The following is a 21531-nucleotide window of genomic DNA, read 5'->3' on the forward strand; positions in this document are numbered from 1 at the left end:
TTTATTTAGTCGTCGCGTATGGCGTCAATGGGTTTGATACTCATGGCGCGGTAGGCAGGGGCCAATCCGGCCAGCAATCCTAAAACTAGCAGGAGGAGACAGGCGCCGATAGCTTCCCAGAAACTGATTTGAAATTCAGTGGGAGAAGTGGGGGTGGAGGTTCCCATTTCCGTCACGTTCAATAAAAATACGGCAAAGGAAATGCCGGCCATACCAGCCAGGATAGTTAGTACCATACTTTCGGAGAGAATCTGCGACAAGATATCATTCGGACGAGCTCCGATGGCACGACGTATGCCGATTTCGGTGGTCCGTTCCTTAACCGTAACCATCATGATGTTGCTCACACCGATGGCTCCGGCCAGCAGGGTGCCAAGGCCGACCATCCATCCTAGAATCCGAATGCCGGAAAACAAGTTGTCTACCATGCTGAACATGGCTTCTGCATTGACCAGAATAACGGCCTGTCCGTCATCCGGATGAATCAGGTGTGCTTTTTTGACCACTTTCTCTACCTTTTTCTCTACCTCACCGATGGAGTATCCTTTACGGGCCGTATAGCAGAGCAACTGTACATTCTGTCCGAAATTATAGTTCTGTTGCATGGTGGAAAACGGGATGATGACCGATGTTTCGGACTGGCCTTGTATGGAAATATTTCCTACCGCCATGCTTACCCCGATTACCCGGTAATAGATGCCATTGACTTCAATAAACTTTCCGCAAGGGTCTTCTCCTCCCGGGAACAAGGTCTCGTAAATACGCTTTCCAATCACACAGACTTTTCGCTGGTCGCGTATGTCAACGTCGTTGATGAACCGTCCGAACACGATGTTGGGCTCTTCTATTTTCTGGTATTCCGGATAAAGTCCTTTAAGCGTACCTGAGATTTTATTTTCGTTATAGATGGCATTGATACCCCATTTAGCAAGGGTGGCGGTCACGGTTTCCAATTCACTGACCTGCTTTCTCACACGTTCCACATCCTTGTTTTCCAGGTCCCAGTATCTGCCTTGTTGAAAACCTTTGTAGGCCTTGCTCGTCTTGTTTGTACCCAGAAAACCTGAATTGGTGGCAAATCCTTCAAACTGTCGGGAAAGTATTTGTTGTAATCCTTTGGCACCTCCCATCAGGGAAATCAGCATGAATATTCCCCAGAAAATACCAAAGGCAGTCAGAAAGCTTCTGGTTTTGTTGCGGGTGATAGTGAGAAGAATCTCTTCCCATGTATCTAAATCAAATCGTCTCATGATTAATCTGCTCTAAGTGCTTCAATAGGTCGGATTCTGGCCGCTTTTCTTGCAGGGAAAAGTCCGGCCAGTGTACCGGCTATAACTAATGTCAATGTAGCTTCTATGGCGATGGATAAGTCCACTGTCGGGTTTTCGAAAAAGGTCATCGAAAATACACCCATGTCCATGGTCTGTTTGCCTGCCACCTGATTCATGTATTCTGTCACGGCAATGCCCGCCACCATGCCGATGTACCCGAAGAAAGTCGTGATGGTCACACTTTCCGAGATAATCAACCAGAGGATGGAAGCGGGTTTGGCTCCCAAGGCTTTGCGGATGCCAAACTCGTGTGTGCGTTCGCGGACGGTAATCAGCATGATGTTGCTCACTCCTACGATACCGCTGAGCAGGGTAAAGATTCCGATTACCCAGATGGCAGTATGCAAGATTTGGGTAGCCGTCTGTTGTTGAAGGTATTGCGTAAACCGGTTCCATATCCAGATGGCTCCTTCGTCGGTAGGCGAGAATTGTTTCTTCAGTCCTAAAGCCTGCCGGTATTCCGCTTCAAATTGTTCGTTGGTCGCTTCATTGGTCAGGCCTTTGGTCGTAAACGTGATGTTGTCTATGCTGTCACCTTTTTGGTAGATGGTTTGCAGGGTAGTGAACGGTACGAGAGCAGAAGGAGAAAAACTGTTTTGGTCAGTATAGATGCCTACCACCTGATAAGGTACGCCTTGTGCATTAAGGTACTTTCCGATAGGAGAAGTGTGAGGAAAAAGATTCTTTACCGTTTTTTCATGCAGTACGATAATCTTTCGCCGTTCTTCCATGTCGCGTGTATTGACGAAGCGTCCTTCCTTAATTTTGATAGCTTCAAGTGACGGATAATTGGGAAAGACTCCGTTGATTCCGATGCTGACTGCTTCTTTTCCGTAAGTAAGAATGACATCACTTTTGCTGACGGTGGCACCGGTGTGGATGATGTGGTCAGGAAATGACGTAGCAGTAAGTTCGCGGTCACTTTCTTTCAGGTAAATGCTGCGGCCCTCTTTCATACCTTTGTAAGGTTGTGAGGTCGTGCCCGGATAGATTTTCATGGAGTTCATAATCATGCCCTTCGACTGGTTTTCAAAAGCATGGATGAGACCGTTTCCGGCTCCCAATAATACAATTAGCATGAAAATGCCCCATGCTACGGAAAAACCGGTCAGCAAGGTGCGCAGTTTGTTGCGCATGATGGTTCCGTAGATTTCTTGTATTAATTCTGTCATGGTTGGTGTTTTATTTCATGAATCCGTTTTTGCCAAATGGAGATGCATTGTGGTCAATGTTGTCTTCTATGCGCTCTATCAGTCCGTCCTTGATATGGATGATTTTATCGGTCTGGTTGGCAACTCCGCTTTCGTGGGTTACTACTACGATGGTCAGCCCTTCTTTTTCATGCAGTTCCTTTAGAATCTGCATGACTTCCACTGATGTCTTGCTATCCAACGCTCCAGTCGGTTCGTCTGCCAGAATAATTTCAGGTTTTGATATTAACGCTCGTGCAATAGCTACACGCTGTTTTTGTCCGCCCGACATTTCATTCGGAAGATGGTGAGCCCATTCTTTTAATCCCAGCTTATCGAGGTATTCCATAGCCAGCAGGTTACGTTTTCTTCTGCTAATTCCTTGGTAGAACAGAGGAAGAGCTACATTCTCCATCGCATTCTTGAAAGAAATAAGGTTGAATGACTGGAAAATAAAACCAATCATACGGTTACGGTATTCGGCTGCTTTGCTTTCACTCAGGTCGCGAATCAGTACATTGTTCAGATAATATTCTCCTGAATCATAGTTGTCCAGAATTCCTAGAATATTCAACAAAGTAGATTTTCCGGAGCCGGAAGCTCCCATAATAGAAACAAATTCCCCTTTTCCTATGTGGAGGTCAATACCTTTAAGTACATGAAGGGGAGTGCCGTTGTAATAGGTTTTGTGAACGTTTTTTAAGTGTATCATTTGGTTTGTGTGAATTTATTCATTTATCAGGTTTCGCAAAAATAAGAAAAGTGAAATGCTCCGAAAAATAATGCGTTAAAAATTTGCTCTGTTTTTACTGATTCTTTACTTTTGTCCGTAGATAATTCACCCTAAATAGAGAAATGTCATGACAATAAACATGGAAAAACCTTATGTAGTAGGTATGGACATTGGCGGAACAAACACCGTATTTGGTGTAGTAGACTCACGTGGTAATGTGCTGGCTTCTGATTCTGTCAAGACACAGCAATATGACAACATTGACGATTATGTGGATGCGGTATGTAAGAAACTTCTTCCTCTGTTGTCACAGTTTGGTGGAGCTGAAAAGATAAAAGGTATGGGAGTAGGTGCTCCTAACGGAAACTACTATAGCGGTACAATTGAGTTTGCACCTAACTTGCCATGGAAAGGAATTATTCCTTTGGCTTCAATGTTTGAGGAACGTCTGGGAATTCCGACAGCCTTGACAAACGATGCCAATGCGGCTGCTATCGGAGAAATGACTTACGGTGCAGCACGTGGCATGAAAGATTTTATCATGATTACTTTGGGTACTGGTGTCGGTAGCGGTATCGTTATCAACGGACAGTTGGTTTATGGTCATGACGGATTTGCAGGTGAATTGGGCCATGTAATTGTAGACCGTAACGGTCGTGCATGCGGATGTGGTCGTAAGGGATGTCTGGAAACTTACTGTTCTGCTACAGGTGTGGCTCGTACGGCACGCGAATTCTTGGTACAGCGCACAGAACCGAGTTTGCTGAGAAATATTCCGGCAGATGAAATTCAGTCAAAAGACGTGTATGATGCAGCAGTGAAGGGAGATAAACTGGCTCAGGATATCTTTGAATTTACAGGTCGTATTTTGGGACAGGCTTTGGCCGACTTTATTGCTTTTTCAAGCCCTGAAGCAATTGTATTGTTTGGTGGTTTGGCAAAATCTGGCGATTACATCATGAAACCGATTCAGAAAGCCATTGATGAGAATATCCTGAAGATTTATGCAGGAAAGACAAAATTATTGCTTTCTCAGTTGAAAGATGCAGATGCAGCCGTATTGGGTGCTAGTGCATTGGGATGGGAAGTAAAAGAGAACTAATTCATTTCGTAATCATAAAAAAACAGCCTCGGCAATTTGTCGAGGCTGTTTTTTATGATTACTTTTCAATGGTTATTTTACAGGGCTGTTCGAGGGACTTTTTCCATTCTTGTGCATAAGAGAACCAAGTTTTTGAGTCGGGAAATCCGAATGTTTCCTTGCGTGATGTAAACATGGTGTAGTAGCGGAAACACTTTTCTTGTGGAGCACTGACTGTATAAAGGAAGTTTTCTTTGTCTTTCGCTTCTTTTCTGATGTATTTCTTTGGTATGTAAGTAGCCAGCCCGACAGTTTCTTTTTTGTATTTGACGGTATCGTTTACGGGCCAGTCTGTTCCCCAGCTGGCAACCAGTCCTTCATGGTCAGAATACATAGTGGCGCTATAGCCGATGTTTTGTACTCCTGTACAGAACGTTTCTTTATCTAAAGGCTGGTCGAACAGCACATCTACTTGTGCATCACGATGTCCGGCATATAGTGTGTATCGGTTAATCATATTCAGCTCCTTTCCTTGATATTCCCAGCCTTTTACTTCAGCGTCGGCAATGGTACGTACCGGACCGCTGGCAATGAGGCGTTGTCCGCGGAAGGCTACAGGCTTAATGTCGGTAGCTTGTGAACCATCCCATCCTCTTAACGTTCCGGCTCCGCAACTGCCTCTTACTAAAATTACATCATCTCCGAATCCTTTTTGTAATTGCTCGTCTGTGGGATAGAACATACTTTCTTCTATTTCCAGACCTTTGTTGAACTTTCCGTATAAATCAGTTGTCTGCTTTTCATTAAAATAAATACGGTAGGCAACCAGTTCACTTTCGAAAGCAATGCCATGGTGTTGCAGAATGGTATAAGTATAGCTGTCGCCTGGAGCGTATACGGCTGTGCCGTGAGCGTATTCATTCGATTTAGCTGTACGGAACAACATTTCTGCAAACACACGAGAAGGGTAGGTCTTGTTTGTTTTGTCAGAAGAAAGAATAAGTGTGAATACTTTTTTTGATTGTGCTGGCAAGTTGGTTACAAAAGCCAATTCATCTGCCCTTAAATCGAAGTTTAAGTCGTCTAACTGTGAGGGTATCTCGTTATTTCCTTCCTTTACAACGGCTGATTTGACGGTAAATCCTGTGTGTAAAGAATGAATATCAATGACTACAGGTTCGTCTGTTTTAGCTGTCTTCCAAGGGTTTTCGACAATTGCTTTGATGGTCTTTTCTGCTGCTTGGGCGAAAAGCATACTCCCGCTGTAAATGAAGGCGAGGCAAAGAATAGGAAATTTTTTCATTGTAGTAATGTATTTATATATTAAGATTAATGTGATTTATGTATCTTTTTAAGCTATTATCCTCCTGAACATGCGGCCTTCACAGGGAACATGCAGGAGGATAATAAATCTAATTCTAACCTAAATAATATTATGAAAAACCTTTTTTATTCAAGGTGCAAAAATAAGCTTTCTGTTCGATATAAGCTTGCAATTTTTGATTTTATCAGTGAAAAAACTGAGCATAATTTTACGTGATTAAATATTTTGACCTTATAAATGTAAATTGTGTAAATAAAGTTTGTATCTTTGCCCCAAATTTATAATTGAAAATAATATGAGTTATAATTTGCTGAAAGGAAAAAGAGGTATTATTTTTGGTGCACTGAACGAACAGTCTATCGCTTGGAAAGTGGCAGAGAAGGCTGTAGAAGAAGGTGCCGTTATCACACTCTCTAATACCCCTGTAGCAGTACGTATGGGTGAGGTTTCTGCTTTGGCAGAAAAATTAAATTGTGAAGTGATTCCGGCTGATGCTACCTCTGTAGAAGATTTGGAAAATGTCTTTAAGCGTTCAATGGAGGTATTGGGCGGAAAGATTGACTTTGTACTTCATTCTATCGGTATGTCTCCCAATGTTCGTAAAAAGCGTACTTACGATGATTTGGACTATGATATGTTGGGAAAAACTTTGGATATATCAGCGGTATCATTTCATAAGATGATTCAGTCGGCTAAGAAATTGAATGCCATCAATGAATACGGTTCTATTTTGGCTTTGAGTTATGTAGCTGCACAGCGTACGTTCTATGGTTATAATGATATGGCAGATGCAAAGGCTTTGCTGGAATCAATTGCTCGTAGCTTTGGTTATATTTATGGACGTGAACACCATGTACGTATTAATACTATTTCTCAGTCACCTACTATGACTACTGCCGGATCTGGAGTGAAAGGAATGGACAAATTGTTTGACTTTGCCAATCGTATGTCTCCTTTGGGTAATGCATCGGCTGATGAATGTGCGGATTATTGTATCGTAATGTTCTCGGATTTGACTCGTAAGGTGACTATGCAGAATTTGTTCCACGATGGAGGTTTCTCTAGCGTAGGTATGAGTTTGAGAGCTATGGCAACTTATGAAAAAGGTTTGGATGAATATAAAGATGCCAATGGCAATATAATTTACGGATAATATAGAATGTATCGGCTTATTTTTATATTATTGAGTATAATCGTCTTTTCTGCTTGTCACTCTGACGGGCAGAAAGACGATTTCTCGTTTTCAGAAATAAAAATAGCCCGATATGACCGTTTGCAGTATGAGGCCACTGTGCAGAATAGTTTCTTTTCTTTGCAGCGGATGAATACTGAATTTTCTCAAGAAACTCGTCTCTTAGTAGAAGATGTGCTTGACTTGGGTCCTGTGAGTATGTTGGACATGAATGAGCGTTTATGTGAGTATTTCTCTGATTCCATATTAGTACGTTTAATGGAAGACGTAGGGGAGAAATTCAAGGATGTCGACAATCTTGAACAAAATCTGACTCATGGATTTAAGAAGCTGAAAAAGGAAATACATGAATTGCCCGTTCCAAAGATTTATACGCAGATTTCTGCTCTTAATCAGTCTATAGTAGTAGGTGACGGTATTTTGGGAATAAGTTTGGATAAGTACATGGGGAATGATTATCCCCTTTATAAAAAATATTATTACGTAAATCAGCGACGCTCGATGTCGCCGGAATACATTGTGCCTGATTGCTTTACTTTTTATTTGCAGGGGCAATATCCTTTTTTATGGCTGGAAGGTCATCGTTCTTTGATGGATATTTTATTGTATCGTGGTAAAATAGCTTGGACGGTGGAGGTTGTGCTTGGAGGAGATGGAAGTGGGAAAATAGCTCTAGGTTACTCTAACGAGGAAGTAAAATGGTGTGAACAGTATGAAAAAGGGCTATGGGAAGAAATCAAACAGAGTCATTATATGGGAACAACCGATCCTATGGTAATCCGTTCTTATATATCTTCCAATACACGGCTTTTATTTAATGGCGAGAAAACACCTCCATTTCTGGGAATATGGTTAGGTATGAAGGTAATAGATCGATATATGAAGAAGCATCCGAAAATGTCCATGAAAAGTTTGTTGGAATGTACGGACTATTCAGAAATGATAAAAGAATTAAACTGATTGACTTAAAGATTCCTTATGGAAGTTGCATTGTATTTGTTGCCGGTCACTTTAGGTGATACGTCCATCGAAAAGGTTTTACCGTCTTATAATCGGGAGATAATAATCAATATCAAGCATTTTATTGTAGAGGATATACGTTCAGCACGGCGTTTCCTGAAAAAGGTAGATGCATCTATTTGTATCGACGAACTTACTTTTTATCCTTTGAATAAACATACTTCCCCAGAGGCTATATCTGGTTATCTGTCTCCGCTTGCAGAAGGATATTCTATGGGAGTTATCTCTGAAGCTGGTTGTCCGGCTGTAGCTGATCCTGGAGCAGATGTAGTGGCTATTGCCCAACGGCGGAATTTTAAGGTCGTTCCTCTTGTAGGTCCTTCTTCGATTATTCTGTCAGTAATGGGGTCTGGATTCAATGGGCAGAGTTTTGCTTTTCATGGTTATTTGCCAATTGAACCAGCCGATCGTATGCGACGTTTAAAAGAATTGGAATCTCGTGTATATTCAGAAAATCAGACGCAGCTTTTTATTGAAACTCCTTACCGCAATCATAAGATGCTGGAAGACATCTTGAAAATTTGTCATCCGCAGACTAAACTATGTATCGCTGCCAATATAACTTGTGAGGGGGAATTTATACAGACAAAAACCATTAAAGAGTGGAAAGGAAAATTACCGGAACTGAATAAGATTCCTTGTATTTTTTTGATTTACAGATGAGTCTCATTTAAACTCTTTCCATATCTGAGTAACCATCTGTAGGCGCTCATATTCAATTTTTAATTCGCTGCTGAATTTTTCTGGATTCTGTCTGATGTCTTCACAAGTAAAAAAACATCCTTCTGGAAGTTTGAATTCATCTTCATGACTCATAGGAAGTATGTATAGTTGTATGAAAACAGGTGTATTGCCTTGTGACCGGTAACTGAGAATAAGTCTGGGAAAAGACTTTTCTTTTCTATATAAAGTTCTTAGCAGATTTTGTTGATGTTTTTTTACCAGGTATTTCGCATGGCGCTGGCTTTTTCTTAATGGTCTTTCAAATAGAGTTATAATAGGAGCATCCCAAATTAAATTATTTTCAGCATATGGAGCCAGGTAGATCTTTCCGTTATAAATTGGAATAATTCGAATGACGTGCTGTTCCTGAGGAGAATGTATTGCTGCAATCTGTACCCCTATAATGTTGATAGCTAAACAGGTTACATAGATTAACGTAGGAATTAAGTAAATCATTCCAAAGTTATTTTCAGGTGAAAAAGGTATCAGCTTGTCGTAAAGGAAAAATAAAACAATCAGGTGGATACTGGAGAGAATTACAATCAATTTTGCTTCCAATAGGTAAGAGGAAGTAAAATTCAGATGGAACCTTTTTAAGAAATTTCGATAAATTTCTGGGGCTGTGACATGTATGAATGCACATATCAGCAGCATGAATTCTAATGAAGGAGTCAGACTGTTTTTCGGGATATAATCATATCCGGTAAATAGTCTTAAAAGAAAGCAGATGCCAATTCCTATGGTTCCTTGTAATAGGAAGAAGTTAAGTCCTTTTAGCCGCAATACGTCATAAAGCAATCCTGCAATGCTGATGGCAAGTCCTGTTCCCAGCATGGCTGTCGTTGGGAAAAAATGAATACCTATCAGTGTAATAATGATAGGGAGTAATCCAAACGATACGATTTTGTCCTTGTATTTAAGCAATAAATTCATAGTTGAAAAGCACCTCTTGATAAAATTTGAACAATCGAAAAAAGCAAATTGTTCATTATTTGCACAGATGTTTTTCAGCATGGTAGGAGGAACGGACTAATGGACCGCTTTCTACTGTTTTGAATCCTTTAGCTTCTCCAATTTCTTTGAATTTCTTAAACTGGTTCGGATGTATGTATTCGGCTACAGGGTAGTGTTTAGCACTGGGTTGCAGGTATTGTCCAATAGTTAGTATTTGGCAGCCATTCTGTAATAGGTCATCCATTGTCTCTTCGACTTCTTCCGAGGTCTCACCTAGTCCGACCATGATACCTGATTTGGCTTTTAGGCCATTCTCTGCAATCTGATGGATAACTTTTAGGCTGGTATCGTAATCAGCTACACTTCTTACTAGTGGACTAAGGCGTCTGACCGTTTCTAAATTGTGTGACAAGATATCAGGACGTGTGTCGATTACTTGTTGTAATAATTCACTATGGCCTTGAAAATCGGGAATGAGTGCCTCGATGGTTGTTTCAGGGCATAGCTTTCGGATAGTCATCAGGGTGGACACCCAGTGTGAGGCACCTAAATCGTTCAAGTCATCCCGGTCGACAGAGGTGATGACAGCGTGGTCAAGTTTCATGAGCCGGATGGATTGAGCCACTCTGAGCGGTTCTTCAGAATCTAATGGGAGTGGCCTTCCGGTAAGTGTATTACAGAATTTGCAAGAACGAGTGCAAATAGCTCCTCCAATCATGAATGTGGCAGTTCCTTTTCCCCAACATTCACCTAAGTTGGGACAACGTCCGCTACTACAGATTGTATGGAGTTTATGGGTATCTACAATACGTTTGGTTTCAGTATATCGGGCATTAGTGCCAATCTGAATTTTTAGCCATTCAGGTTTTCTGATGTGTGTCATAGTGGCAAGATAAAAGAACAAAGAAAAACAGATGACACCAGATTTCTGTGACAGGTGTCATCTGCTAAAATGAAATATTACAAGTTCTGCAGGAAGAAATTAGCTACTCTGTTCATCAGGTGGTTGCGGGTATTTCCTCCGAAGATACTGTGATTACGGTTGGTGTAAATCTGTGTATCAAACTGGATGTTTGCCTGTACCAGTGCTTCACTGTACTCCATGAAATTCTGTAGGTGTACGTTGTCGTCTGCACTTCCGTGAATGAGCAACAGCTTTCCTTTCAGCCTGGATGCCCGGTTAATGGCAGAAGAAGCCTGGTAGCCGTCACCGTTTTCTTTCGGTGTGCGCATGAAACGTTCGGTATAGACTGTATCATAGAATCTCCAGTCTGTGGGAGCCGCGATTGCTACTCCGGCTTTGAATGCTCCGGAACCTTCACTCATTGACATCAACGTGCTGTATCCTCCAAAGCTCCAGCCCCAGATACCAATACGGCTTCCATCTACGTAAGGCAGAGTAGACAGGTATTTGGCTGCTTCTGTCTGGTCGGTAGCTTCTTTCACGCCGATAGAAAGGTAAGTGCATTTTTCGAAGGCTGCTCCTCTACCTCCGGTACCACGTCCGTCTACGCAGACCATGATATAACCTTTGTCGCACATTACGGCTTCAAACATACCTCCGTCACCGAAGCTTCCGATACCCCACTTGTCGAGTACCTGCTGAGAACCAGGGCCGCTATATTGGTGCATGATTATCGGATATTTCTTAGAAGGATTGAAGTTGGCAGGTTTCATCATCCAGCCGTTCAGTTCGACTCCTTCGCTGGTTTTGAAAGAGAAAAACTCTTTTGTCGGCATATTCAGCTGAGCTGTTTTGCTTTTCAGTTCTTTGTTGTCAAGCAATGTAACCATTTCCTGTCCTTTATTGTTGTTCAACGTAATAAGGGTAGGAGTCTGCGCGCTGGAATACGTATTGATGTAATAATTCAGGTTTTTGCTGAATAACGCACTGTTTGTTCCGGTACGTGTAGAAAGTTTGGTTTTTTTACCCTTTCCGTCAATTTTGTATACAGCACTGCGTAAGGGACTTTCTTCGTTACTCGTGTAATAGAATACATTCGCATTCTGATCCCATCCCAGAAAATCTTTTACCTCAAATTCTCCTTTTGTGATTTGCTTTACCAAGTTTCCTCCGATGGTGTACAGATAAAGATGGTTGTATCCATCTCGTTCACTCATCATCACAATGTGTTCAGGATAGAATGTAATGTTTGAGTAAGCCTGTTCCTTGATGTATTGTTCAGCCTCGTCACGAATAGCAACTTTGCAGATTGCACTTCGTGGGTTTGCCATGTACAGGTCAAAGCGATTCTGATGACGATTCAGTGTCATGATAGCTAGCTTTTCCGGATCGTCAGTGAATTTGATGCGAGGTACATAGCCGTCAGAATCCACTGGAAGTTCCATTTTACGGGTTACACGGCTTTTTATATCAAAAGAGTGTACGCTTACTTTGGAATTTGTCACTCCTGCTTTGGGATATTTGTAGTCATAGCTTCCCGGATAAGTGGTATATTCTGTTTTTTCCGGAGCCATACCCTTATACCAAGGGAAAGAATACATGGGAACCTGACTTTCATCGAAACGGACGTATGCAATCATTTTACTATCTGCACTGAAATCGAAAGCACGGTTATAGCCGAATTCTTCTTCATATACCCAGTCTGGAATACCGTTGAGCACCTTGTTGTACTCTCCGTCTTTCGTTACCTGCGATTCGCTGTTACCGAAAAGCAGTTTGATTAGGTAGATGTTGTTGTTACGTACAAACGCAATCTGGTGACTGTCTGGTGAGAACAAAGGAACCTGCTGCGGACCGTTGTTTGACAAGGGTTCGAGTGTACGGTTTCTGACATTGTATATATAGTATACAGCCGTGAATGAACGACGGTAAATTGGTTTCGTTTCTGTTTGAATCAATATCAGGCTTTCGTCTGGCGACATGATATAGTCATCGAAAGTTTTAAGTTTTTGGTTTCGGGCGGTCTCTACATCAAAAATAGTGGCTACTTCTTTGCCCGTCTTGAAAGAGTATTTGACAATTCGTTTGTGGTCTTTGCTGATTTGGGTGTAATGCTCACCGTCCAGCATTGGTTTCAAGCCCTGTATACTTTGTGCGCGATAGGTACCGTTGGCTACATCTTGTAGCGTTACCTTTTGCGCCTGCAGAGTAACCAGGCACATTAGCGCATAAAAAAGTACAAAAAGTTTTTTCATGACTGTTTTATTTAAGTTTTACATTTATTCTTTTGCCTGAATGCCCTTTTCAGGTATAACTTTCAACGTTTTTTCTTCCTTGGACTCTGCGGGAGTATTTTCCTTTTCTTTGATGCCGAACAGCCAGCGGAAGAAGCGAACAAAGAAGTTCCGTTTTTTCGGTTTGGTTTCTGTGGCTTCAGAAGTAGACAATGGTGCAGTTGTCTCTTTTTGTATGGCTGTACTGTCAGCAGAGACTACTAAAGTTGTATCCGTAGCCAGTGTATCTGTCACCAGTGAGTCTGCAGATGGCATAGGGATAACCTGAAGAATCGTATCCTGCGCAAGAGAGTCAACTGGAGTAGAAGGTACCGCGATACTGTCTTTCTTTGTGTCAGGAGTGGGTTTCGGAGCAACAGGAGGAGCTGGTTTCGGTTTCTTGAAAGGAACCGGAACTGAATATTTGCAGCGAACATTGATTCCATGTTCTTGTGCCGGAATCCAGTCGGGCATGACCATAATAGCATCTAATGCCGCAGTGTCCAGGCGTGAATCTAATCCTCTCACGATACTGGGAGAGGTGATGCTACCATCCTTTTCCACAATGAATTGAATCATGACCGCGCCTTCTTTCTGGGTTTCTTCGGCCAGTTCTGTGGTATGCGCTTTTCTTCTGATATAGTTGAAAAAGGCTTTCATACCTCCAGGATATTCCGGCATCTTCTCTACTACGTGATATACCCGGTCTGCTCCTTTTTTTATCATTCGTATTTCCAGGGGCTGGTTAGGATTTTGCAAGAATGCATCGATGTCAAGATACTTGTTTTCCATACGTTCTGCCCTTATCATAATCAGGTGACTGTAATCTGCTTCAATGCTGAATTCGCCCTGTGCATTAGAGAAAGTCCGCTTTCCTGTACCCTGGATGCTAATTTCTGCATGAGGAACAGGCTTACCTCCTTCTTTCAGCACGCCGTTAACCAGTAATGTCTTACCGCTTTGCTTGAAGCGTGCCAAATCCTCCGGACGGTCTATGCGGATAATCGTGTCTTGTGCCGCTTCGTCCAGTCGCAAGGACTTTACAGATTTATTTTTATCTGTAGGAAAATAGAAGTTGGCAGTGCGAATGTAATTGTTGTCGATAGATTGCTCAAAGTCGATAAGCCCTTGTTCGTCACTGATATACTCGTTGCTATATCCTGCTACTTTCAGGATGATACCCTGTTGAGGCTCCCCTCCAGTATTCAGTATGGTAATTTGGAAACGTTGCTTTTTGTTTTCCAGTGTAGAAGCTCCTACTCGAGGCAATGTAAGTAGACAGAACATCAGTCCAACGAATATATAAATAAGGTGTTTCATAAGCTTGTTTATAAATATTCGCAAAGCTACGAGTATTCTGGGGTATTCACTCTTGTTCAGGTGTTAATAAAGATAAATTATCCGGCCAGGTAAAATCTACGAAGTCGGATAATTAATGAAGGTTGGGTTACTTTGATGTCTTTGTAACCAGTTTTCGTAACCTGAACATACGCAGGCGTTCCATGGCATGTCGGCGGCTCAATATGATTTGTCGCCGGTAGACGATGCAGGTTGTGAAGAAATATACGATAGCTTGTATCCAAAGTGCCTGATATTCGACTAACACTTCCGGAAGAGTTGCTCCCATGTTGTTGATTCTTACAAACCCGTTGATACCAAACGTAGATGGGAATATCCAGGAGAATACTTTCCAGAACGTAGGTACGGCAGCGCCCGGCCAGGAGATTCCGGAGATGAACAGGAGCGGCACGGAGGTGAAGACATAAATCATCAGACACGACTCTCTGTGGTGTATAAAGATGGAGCAGGTCATTGCAAAGAAAATGCATGCCAAAATGTAAGGCACCACAAAAGCTAGTAGGGTCATCGGCTGTGCAATTTGTACCAAATCAAACAGTTGCGGTACAAGGCAGAGCACATACGCAGCCACTAATGCATAAATCAGGAAATAGGCCAATGACTTTCCGCCTACAATGCGTAGCGTACCCTGATACTGCCGGCTGATAGGAACCAAGTCTTTGAAACGGTTGGTCTCGCGGGCTGTTCCTGCTGAAAGCCCGATACCTAACAGCAAGGTTTGCTGTATGATAAGTATGAGCACAGCTGGAATCAGGAAGCTGGCAAATCCATCTTGAGGGTTGAATAGCGATATATCTTCGTATTCAATGGGAGCCGTACTGATTTCATCCTGTCGCTCTGTCGTATTTCCCATTCGCTGTATCTGAATTTTTTTATTTAAGGTGAGTGAGGCATTGGTGCTTGCCAGTACCAGCGATTTATAGTATAGCATACCACTCATGTCACAATAAATGCTGACAGTAGTCTGTTTTCCGGAAGCGATGTCTTTGCTGAAACTTTCCGGAATATAAATAATGCCATATACCTTTGTCTCTTTTAGCAGGTTTTTCCCTTCTTCCATATCTGCACAATGTGACTGGATACATACATCGGTACTAGCATCAATGGTGCGGATAAACTGGCGGCTGAGAGCTGTGTGGCTATTGTCAATTACCGCTACAGGTACTTCGCGTACCACCTCGTTGGTATAGATAAAAGCATATACCAGCGGGTAGGCCAGAGGGACAAGCAAGAAGAAAATCAGTACTCCCTGGTCTTTGAAAACGGCTTTCAGTTCCTGCTTGCATATATGGAAGAGACCTGCAAAGCCTTGTTGTATGGTTTGTTTTAACGATTCTTTTTTCATGAACGCAAAGGGTTAAGGGATATAGACATAATGCAGCATGGCCGTGCGTATTCTTTTCAGGAAGAAGAAAGGCAGGAGCATGAACAGCAGCAGTGCGGTGACTGAATGCCAGGCGTAAATGACTGGATAGCCATTTAAAGCCAGATTCACGTAAAGCAGGAAATAATGTCGCAAAGGGAACAAGACGGACAAAGCCTGCAATGTGGGGTGCATTGCCATAACCGGGAAAGTGAATCCCGAGATGGAGAATGAAATGACTCCCCACAGGGAAGCTGCACTCAATGCCAGACGGAGTGAACCGAACAATCCAAAAAGGAATACACCGAATGCTTGTGAGGCAAGTACCAGCAACAATCCGGCTAACAGCATTGGGAAGATTCCGCTGTGACACGGATAGTGCAGGAATCCGTACAAGTACACGTTATAAAACGTAGCCATGATGAAGAACGTAACGGTTTGGGGGATTAATTTTCCCACCAGTGCCGTCACAATGGAGTTATCTGCCAGTTGCATTAGTTCCTTTGAAGTTTTTTCCTTTAATTCTGTTCCGATAGTATATACGGTAGTCAGGAAAATGAGCAGCATCAGGATACCCGGAAACAAGGTATTACATAGGTACACTGAGTAGTTCAGCCAGGGATTGTTCAGTGCATGGGTAGAAATGACTACAGGTTGCAGGAAGGCAAGTGCCTGATCTTCGGTAGCTCCTTTGGCTAATAGGGTTGCTTGTCCCACTGCTGCGGAGGCTAATTCCGACATGGTTCTCTGGTCCTTGTAAAGCAAGGAACCTGCAATCAGGTAAGAATAGTTGACATAGAAGGACACTTTCGGCTGTCTGCTGGCAAGGGCTTCTTCGGTCGTTCCTTTTGGGATGTAATAGAACGAATAAATCTCTCCGCGCTGTACGGCCTGCCTTGCTTCTGTTACGTTTGCGTAATGAGCCACAATCTGTGTTTGCTGAAATGCATCCAGGTTTCGGATGATGTTGCGTGTTGTGGCGGTGTTGTCGAGGTCTACCACCCCTGCAGGCAGATTGGTCGGCAGTCCGCTTTTCATCAGTGTGGTGAAAAACAGGAAACAGAACAATGGGGCGATGACCATGCAGAACAGGTACATCGGCTTGGTAGCAATGCGGCGAATTTCTCTTCGCATTACTTTCAGGTAACATTGATAGGTGGTTGTCGACATGTGTATTTATTTTTCAATAATGGCAGACATACCTGGGCGTAAGTTTTCCACAGGTTGTACGGGTTTGGCCTTAACTTCAAAAGTTTTCAGATCAAATTGTCCGGTCGTCTTGGTTGCTTTCCATGCAGCATAGGTACCCAAGTCTTTCATGACAGTTACCTGAAATTCTGCTTCTTTTTCCAGTGCAGGAACATATGCTTTTATCTTGTTGCCTACAGTGAAATCTTTCAGGAAATCCTCACGTACGTTAAATGTCACCCACATGTCATCCAGTTGGGCTACGTTCATGATGGGAGCTCCCGTACCTACCAACTCACCTACTTTGGGGAAGATTTCAGCAACTTCCCCATCGGCTGCAGCTACTAAATAAGTTTCTGATACGTAAGAAGATACCTCAGCTACAGCTCCTTTGGCACGTTCTACTTGTGCGGCAGCCATGGCTTTATCCTCACGCTGTGCTCCATTCTTGGCCATTGTGTATTGTGCATTGGCGGCACGTTCGGTCGCCTTCATGGCATCGTATTGCGCTTTTGCTTCATCTCTTTTCTGTGCGGTCATCACCCCTTCTTCGTATAAGCGGTTCACACGGTTGTATGATTTTTCGGCAATCTCCAGTCCCGCTTTAGCTTTCTGCCACATTTCGTATGCAGCCTGCAGTTGTTCACTTCTTGTACCTCTCAAGGCCTTTTCATTCAGTGCCTGTGCAGCTTGTTCGGCAGCTTGCGCCTGTGACAATTTAGCCATCACGTCCGGAGCCTCCAGGATAGCCAGTGTATCACCAGCTTTCACTTTATCTCCTTCGCTGACAAAGAATTTCAGGATACGTCCCGGTACTTTGCTCGATACCCTGTACTCTGTAGCTTCAGCCTGTCCTTGTATGATTTCAGGACCTTTTCCTAACGTAAAGAATCCGATGATGCTGACGATAACGATTACGGCTAACAATGTAAAGAAAGCCAGCATGATATTGTTGCGTTGAGTCTTTTCCATATGTCTGTATTATTTTAAAATTCCCATTGATTTGTTCAAATAAAGTTCACTCATTTTGACGTCTATCTGTGCGTCTATTTTCCCGGCTTGTGCCGAGAACCAGGCAGTTTGTGCTTCCAATACGTTGCTGGTTGGGATGACTCCTTCCTTAAATCCCAGGTTAGCATAGCGCAGGTTTTCTTCCGCTTTTTCCATGTTCTTTTCTGCCAGAGCCAGTTTTTTTGTCGATTCGTTTACTTTGTATGAATTCTGTGTTACTTGGAGTTCTACCTTTTCTTTGGTATCTTCCAGTTTATAGCGGGCAATATTGGCTTCAGCTTTTGCTGCTTTAACCTTGTAAATACCTTCTCCCCAGTGGAATACAGGGATTTTTACCACTACTCCGGCAGCCCACATGCCACGGAATTTATTTTCAAATCCGTTGACGAGCGATGGGTTGGTCACCAGATAATTGGCGGTCAATGCCACAGAAGGAAGGAAGTCCGCGCGGACTACGTTTACTTTCTGGCGATAGATTTCCGCTGCTAATTCCAGACTCTTCAGTTCTTCACGATTGCTGAGGGCTGTACTGACGTTCGCCTCCGTATAGGTGTTGGGAAGGGGTAAGTCTTTCATGCTTTCATCGGCCAGTTGGAAATCAGTTTCTAATGGAAGTCCACAGAGCTGGCACAAAAGCATTTTTGAGAGGTTCAAGCCATTGTCTACCTGAGTAAGCATCATCTCGGCTTCGTTTACCTTTACTTTAACGCTTAATCCGTCGGCTTTGGTAGCCACTCCTTCTTTTATCATCTTGTCTACGTCCGAATCCAGTTTCTGTACCAGCTCTAAAAAATTCTCTGCCAGTTTTTTCTTATTGACGAGTGAGATGATTTGCCAGTAAATCTGGTCTGTCTGTAGGATAAGGTCCTGCATGCCTGTGGCGTGCTGTGATTCAGCCAGGCGCTCTGCATATTTGGTAATCTTGTTGTAGGCGATGATTTTTCCGCCCATAAAGAGAGGCTGGGTGAGGGTTGCGGCTCCCACCGTCATGTTTCGGGTATCTGTACGGAATGCATCCACCAGACCTTGTCCTACGGCGTTCAGGCCATCCGTTAATCCGGCTATGGCACCAGGTAGTAATCCCTGTAAGCCGGCAGCTAGTCCGGGATTAGCCGCTGCAAGTTGTTGCATGGCAGCCTGGAATTCAGCAGACTGCATACCTTGTTGCATTTGGTTTCCTAAGTTGGTACCCATGTTTCCGATGTTTTGCTTCTGTGCGTCACTGAGCAGGGATATTTCCTTTTGCGTACGCATATATCCCCCCGTGAGATCAATTTGGGGGAGATAATTAGTGAATGCGGCCTTCTTCTCATAATGGGCGGCATTTACTTTTTCTTGTGAGATTCGCAACTCTTTGTTGTTGGCCAAAGCGAGCGCCCGGCAACTGTCCAGAGTAAATACTTGTTGGGCATGACTGCTGAGAGTTGTGCCAAGCAGTAAGAGTAAACTTGTAAATCTTTTCATTACTGATGCTGACTTTTTATTTGGTTGCTTATGCAACATTGCAAATGTATGACATTAGAACAAATAGTCAAAGTGTTTTGTTGAAAAGAATCAGTAATAAATTTAATTTTTACTTAGCGTGTGTCTTATCGGTTACTTTTACTTTCTTATCCGATTATAGTGAGGTTTTTGGGCAATGGGATTAATCAGCAGTTGTATTTGCTTGGAAGTCAGGCTACGACCTGATGTGGTAGCATTCTCTGATTCATCCGGATTAGTAACTACAGGAAAACTTCCATTAGCCATTTTATATAAAACGGGTTGCATAAGCAGGTCTTCTGCTGTACCGAAATCTCCTAGCTCACCTCCGTAATTCTCTTCAATTTCAAAGTCAGGAAGTAATCCATTCTTGAAGTAGTCATAATAGCCTTGTGAATTACTTAGATAGGTGGTTGTGAGCCATAATTCAATGCCAGGAGCTTCTGGGTTTGTAAACAGTTGCTGAGCTACATTCTTTCCGTAAGTGGCTGTTCCTACCTGATACAAATGTCCCTCCATGTAGGGCTTCAGGCAGTTGATGACGATTTCTGAAGCAGAAGCCGTATTCTCGGAAGTGAGGACATACAGGTTCTGATAGGAGAGGCTTGTTCCTCCAGTCAATGAGCTAGACTCAAAGTTCAGTGTCTCTGTTTTATTGATTTTGTCATTATAAATCATATGCAAGAATGGCTGGCCTATAGCCGTAGCGGGTGCTAATGCCGAACATAGTTTGTGTGCGGTGTTTACATATCCTCCTGGATTGTAGCGTAAATCCAGGATAATATCGTCAAATTGTTGCCCGCTTATCTGCGAAAGAATCTCTTTCAGTACGTCTGTGTTTTCATCAAATTCATTATACAGCAGATAGAAAGCTTTTCGTGAGTTGGAAGATATGATGTCATACTTGAGTACATCCTGTTCTTCTACGTAGCGAGGCTCTGGCATCTGTATTACTCCGAGCGTATCGAACTCTACATAGTTAAATTCCGGATCGTTTACCTCGTCTGGATAAGGATTGTATTTTCCTAATGTAAAACTGTAAGCCTTTGTCGGCCGGGTAATGTAAGTCGAATAATCGTTTGTGGATATTTTTTTGTTGTCTACAGCGATGATCCAGTCTCCACGTTTCAGACCGGCTTCTGCTGCTGGTGAACTGGGTTGGGTATATAACACTCTCAAGGCATTGGTTCTACTTTCTGTGCGCACCAAAGCTGCTTCAAATCCGAAGCAGGGATAAGTGCTGGTAGCACGCGAAGTAGTTAGTACAGAGTCTACATGCGAAAACACATATCCGTTTTTCTGGTCTTTGGAAGATGCGGCAGAAGTTAGAAATTCAGCCGGTTTCTTGAAAAAGTCCAGCTTTTCTTCTGCCGGAATATCTTCATAAAAAAGATAGTTTTCTTGCATTACCTCGTAAATCCATGTTTTTGTAGCAATTAAGGCATAGTATTCTCCCGAGCGGTCTTCTCCGCAGGAAGATAGCAGGCCCATAAGTGCAAGCCAGCCGTATATTAAGTGACTGATGTGCTTTTTCATGTGTTCAGAAAGTTATTTCATACGGAATGAACCCTGACCAATCATATTGCCGTCTGCAAATATATATATATGGTATGTACCGGCCTCCAGGAATTCTTCTACATCCCAATATACGGTGACGGTCTGTTCTTCTCCGGTGTATTCAATGTATTTCTTGATAGAATAGGTAATATTCCGGTCTTCAAACTTAAACTGGTCGCCCGGGTTTTTGGTTAGTACCTCATTGTCAGGTTTCGCTATACGTAAATAGAGCGTCTTGTTTCCTGTTTGTGCGGTAATATTTTTGACGATGGTAAAAGAAATCGCAATTTTCTTGATGTTTTTTACACGGTCCGTTTCACGGCCTCTCTTGTTCAGAGTCTGTACCTGAATGTTTGTAGCATCCAGCTGTGCGGCTAGTGTTACTTTTTCGTTTAGATTCTTTGTCTCTTGCGACAAGTTGGAAATCTGTGCGGTTGCGGCAGTATATTTGTTTTTTACTTCCTGATTTTCCTGCATTAAAGCGGCATTAATCTTGTTCAGGGAGTCTATCTGCATCACATAGCTTCGCAATACGGCGCGTACGGTTTTCAGTTCCTTTTTCAGTCGCATGATTTCGGCAGCATCACTGGTTTTTACTTGGCGTAGTTCTTCCAATAAGCGCTGTGTTTTTAATTTCTCACTTTCCAGTTTCTCGCGCAAAGAGTCATTATTTATTTGAACCTGCAACTCATCGTATTGGGTGGCAAACGTGCTGTACTCGTTTTCCATTTCCTGTTTTTCTACCGCAAAAAGCTGGCTCATTTCTTTATTCTTGCGGGCCTCGTTTATAGCCAGGAAAGATACGGCAGCTACGATAACTGCTAATATGATGATTGCAGCAATTAG

At 42.8% G+C, this 21531-nt stretch carries 18 protein-coding genes; 4 read left to right on the forward strand and 14 right to left on the reverse strand.

Annotated elements, in window-relative coordinates; genetic code table 11:
- Positions 1-5: 5 nt before the first annotated feature.
- The 3 genes from ACMJ0U_RS08275 to ACMJ0U_RS08285 are packed head-to-tail and all read right to left on the reverse strand — an operon-like array spanning position 6 to position 3233.
- A complete protein-coding gene (locus tag ACMJ0U_RS08275) occupies positions 6-1250 on the reverse strand; it encodes an ABC transporter permease (RefSeq protein WP_417129511.1) in 1245 nt (414 codons plus the stop codon).
- Positions 1251-1252: 2 nt separating this feature from the next.
- The gene (locus ACMJ0U_RS08280; protein ID WP_417129512.1) at positions 1253-2503 is read right to left on the reverse strand and encodes an ABC transporter permease; all 1251 of its coding nucleotides are present in this window, start codon (positions 2501-2503) and stop codon (positions 1253-1255) included.
- A gap of 10 nt (positions 2504-2513) precedes the next feature.
- Complete coding sequence (locus tag ACMJ0U_RS08285; protein ID WP_417129513.1) at positions 2514-3233, reverse strand: ABC transporter ATP-binding protein; 720 nt, start codon at positions 3231-3233, stop codon at positions 2514-2516.
- Between the two features lie 148 nt (positions 3234-3381).
- Here ACMJ0U_RS08285 and ACMJ0U_RS08290 point away from each other — a divergent pair, with 148 nt between their 5' ends.
- The gene (locus ACMJ0U_RS08290) at positions 3382-4356 is read left to right on the forward strand and encodes an ROK family protein (protein WP_118027084.1); all 975 of its coding nucleotides are present in this window, start codon (positions 3382-3384) and stop codon (positions 4354-4356) included.
- Between the two features lie 58 nt (positions 4357-4414).
- Here ACMJ0U_RS08290 and ACMJ0U_RS08295 read toward each other — a convergent pair whose 3' ends face one another.
- Positions 4415-5638, reverse strand: coding sequence for a DUF4861 domain-containing protein (locus tag ACMJ0U_RS08295; protein ID WP_417129514.1), 1224 nt, complete (start codon positions 5636-5638; stop codon positions 4415-4417).
- Between the two features lie 316 nt (positions 5639-5954).
- Between ACMJ0U_RS08295 and ACMJ0U_RS08300 the strand changes: the two genes are divergently transcribed.
- From ACMJ0U_RS08300 to ACMJ0U_RS08310, 3 genes are read left to right on the forward strand one after another with little or no spacing between them, the layout of a single operon-like run.
- Positions 5955-6812, forward strand: a complete 858-nt coding sequence (locus ACMJ0U_RS08300) for an enoyl-ACP reductase FabI (RefSeq protein WP_417129515.1) — start codon at positions 5955-5957, stop codon at positions 6810-6812.
- A gap of 6 nt (positions 6813-6818) precedes the next feature.
- A complete protein-coding gene (locus tag ACMJ0U_RS08305) occupies positions 6819-7811 on the forward strand; it encodes a gliding motility lipoprotein GldB (protein WP_417129516.1) in 993 nt (330 codons plus the stop codon).
- 18 nt (positions 7812-7829) lie between these two features.
- Positions 7830-8534, forward strand: a complete 705-nt coding sequence (locus tag ACMJ0U_RS08310) for an SAM-dependent methyltransferase (protein WP_417129517.1) — start codon at positions 7830-7832, stop codon at positions 8532-8534.
- Positions 8535-8537: 3 nt separating this feature from the next.
- On the opposite strand, the gene ACMJ0U_RS08315 is transcribed toward ACMJ0U_RS08310, so the two are convergent.
- The 10 genes from ACMJ0U_RS08315 to ACMJ0U_RS08360 all read right to left on the reverse strand — a co-directional run.
- Entirely contained in the window at positions 8538-9527 is a 990-nt protein-coding gene (locus tag ACMJ0U_RS08315; RefSeq protein WP_417129518.1) for a hypothetical protein, read from the reverse strand.
- 55 nt (positions 9528-9582) lie between these two features.
- Positions 9583-10431 (reverse strand): lipoyl synthase, encoded by an 849-nt coding sequence (lipA, locus tag ACMJ0U_RS08320; RefSeq protein ID WP_417129519.1) that lies wholly within the window; start codon positions 10429-10431, stop codon positions 9583-9585.
- A gap of 77 nt (positions 10432-10508) precedes the next feature.
- Entirely contained in the window at positions 10509-12707 is a 2199-nt protein-coding gene (locus ACMJ0U_RS08325; RefSeq protein WP_417129520.1) for a S9 family peptidase, read from the reverse strand.
- A gap of 24 nt (positions 12708-12731) precedes the next feature.
- On the reverse strand, positions 12732-14045 hold the full coding sequence (locus ACMJ0U_RS08330; RefSeq protein WP_417129521.1) for an energy transducer TonB: 1314 nt from the start codon (positions 14043-14045) through the stop codon (positions 12732-12734).
- Positions 14046-14172: 127 nt separating this feature from the next.
- A complete protein-coding gene (locus tag ACMJ0U_RS08335) occupies positions 14173-15429 on the reverse strand; it encodes an ABC transporter permease (RefSeq protein ID WP_417129522.1) in 1257 nt (418 codons plus the stop codon).
- A gap of 12 nt (positions 15430-15441) precedes the next feature.
- Positions 15442-16617 (reverse strand): ABC transporter permease, encoded by a 1176-nt coding sequence (locus tag ACMJ0U_RS08340; protein ID WP_417129523.1) that lies wholly within the window; start codon positions 16615-16617, stop codon positions 15442-15444.
- A 6-nt stretch (positions 16618-16623) separates the two neighbouring features.
- Positions 16624-17607, reverse strand: coding sequence for an HlyD family secretion protein (locus tag ACMJ0U_RS08345; RefSeq protein ID WP_304199355.1), 984 nt, complete (start codon positions 17605-17607; stop codon positions 16624-16626).
- A 9-nt stretch (positions 17608-17616) separates the two neighbouring features.
- Positions 17617-19110, reverse strand: a complete 1494-nt coding sequence (locus ACMJ0U_RS08350) for a TolC family protein (RefSeq protein WP_417129524.1) — start codon at positions 19108-19110, stop codon at positions 17617-17619.
- Positions 19111-19248: 138 nt separating this feature from the next.
- Positions 19249-20664 carry a S41 family peptidase gene (locus tag ACMJ0U_RS08355; RefSeq protein ID WP_417129525.1) on the reverse strand — a complete coding sequence of 472 codons (1416 nt, stop codon included), beginning with the start codon at positions 20662-20664 and terminating at the stop codon, positions 19249-19251.
- A 12-nt stretch (positions 20665-20676) separates the two neighbouring features.
- The coding region (locus ACMJ0U_RS08360) for a hypothetical protein (protein ID WP_417129526.1) at positions 20677-21531 on the reverse strand (855 nt) is incomplete at its 5' end.

The sequence above is a fragment of the Phocaeicola sp. genome (genome assembly GCF_048170425.1).
Lineage (GTDB): Bacteria > Bacteroidota > Bacteroidia > Bacteroidales > Bacteroidaceae > Phocaeicola.

Bases quoted from the DNA above. Each gene is read 5' to 3' on its own strand.
- ACMJ0U_RS08305 (WP_417129516.1), top strand. From the start codon at position 6,819: ATGTATCGGCTTATTTTTATATTATTGAGTATAATCGTCTTTTCTGCT.
- ACMJ0U_RS08275 (WP_417129511.1), bottom strand. From the start codon at position 1,250: ATGAGACGATTTGATTTAGATACATGGGAAGAGATTCTTCTCACTATC.
- ACMJ0U_RS08325 (WP_417129520.1), bottom strand. From the start codon at position 12,707: ATGAAAAAACTTTTTGTACTTTTTTATGCGCTAATGTGCCTGGTTACT.
- ACMJ0U_RS08355 (WP_417129525.1), bottom strand. From the start codon at position 20,664: ATGAAAAAGCACATCAGTCACTTAATATACGGCTGGCTTGCACTTATG.
- ACMJ0U_RS08295 (WP_417129514.1), bottom strand. From the start codon at position 5,638: ATGAAAAAATTTCCTATTCTTTGCCTCGCCTTCATTTACAGCGGGAGT.
- lipA (WP_417129519.1), bottom strand. From the start codon at position 10,431: ATGACACACATCAGAAAACCTGAATGGCTAAAAATTCAGATTGGCACT.
- ACMJ0U_RS08340 (WP_417129523.1), bottom strand. From the start codon at position 16,617: ATGTCGACAACCACCTATCAATGTTACCTGAAAGTAATGCGAAGAGAA.
- ACMJ0U_RS08285 (WP_417129513.1), bottom strand. From the start codon at position 3,233: ATGATACACTTAAAAAACGTTCACAAAACCTATTACAACGGCACTCCC.
- ACMJ0U_RS08300 (WP_417129515.1), top strand. From the start codon at position 5,955: ATGAGTTATAATTTGCTGAAAGGAAAAAGAGGTATTATTTTTGGTGCA.
- ACMJ0U_RS08350 (WP_417129524.1), bottom strand. From the start codon at position 19,110: ATGAAAAGATTTACAAGTTTACTCTTACTGCTTGGCACAACTCTCAGC.
- ACMJ0U_RS08310 (WP_417129517.1), top strand. From the start codon at position 7,830: ATGGAAGTTGCATTGTATTTGTTGCCGGTCACTTTAGGTGATACGTCC.
- ACMJ0U_RS08315 (WP_417129518.1), bottom strand. From the start codon at position 9,527: ATGAATTTATTGCTTAAATACAAGGACAAAATCGTATCGTTTGGATTA.
- ACMJ0U_RS08335 (WP_417129522.1), bottom strand. From the start codon at position 15,429: ATGAAAAAAGAATCGTTAAAACAAACCATACAACAAGGCTTTGCAGGT.
- ACMJ0U_RS08280 (WP_417129512.1), bottom strand. From the start codon at position 2,503: ATGACAGAATTAATACAAGAAATCTACGGAACCATCATGCGCAACAAA.
- ACMJ0U_RS08290 (WP_118027084.1), top strand. From the start codon at position 3,382: ATGACAATAAACATGGAAAAACCTTATGTAGTAGGTATGGACATTGGC.
- ACMJ0U_RS08345 (WP_304199355.1), bottom strand. From the start codon at position 17,607: ATGGAAAAGACTCAACGCAACAATATCATGCTGGCTTTCTTTACATTG.
- ACMJ0U_RS08330 (WP_417129521.1), bottom strand. From the start codon at position 14,045: ATGAAACACCTTATTTATATATTCGTTGGACTGATGTTCTGTCTACTT.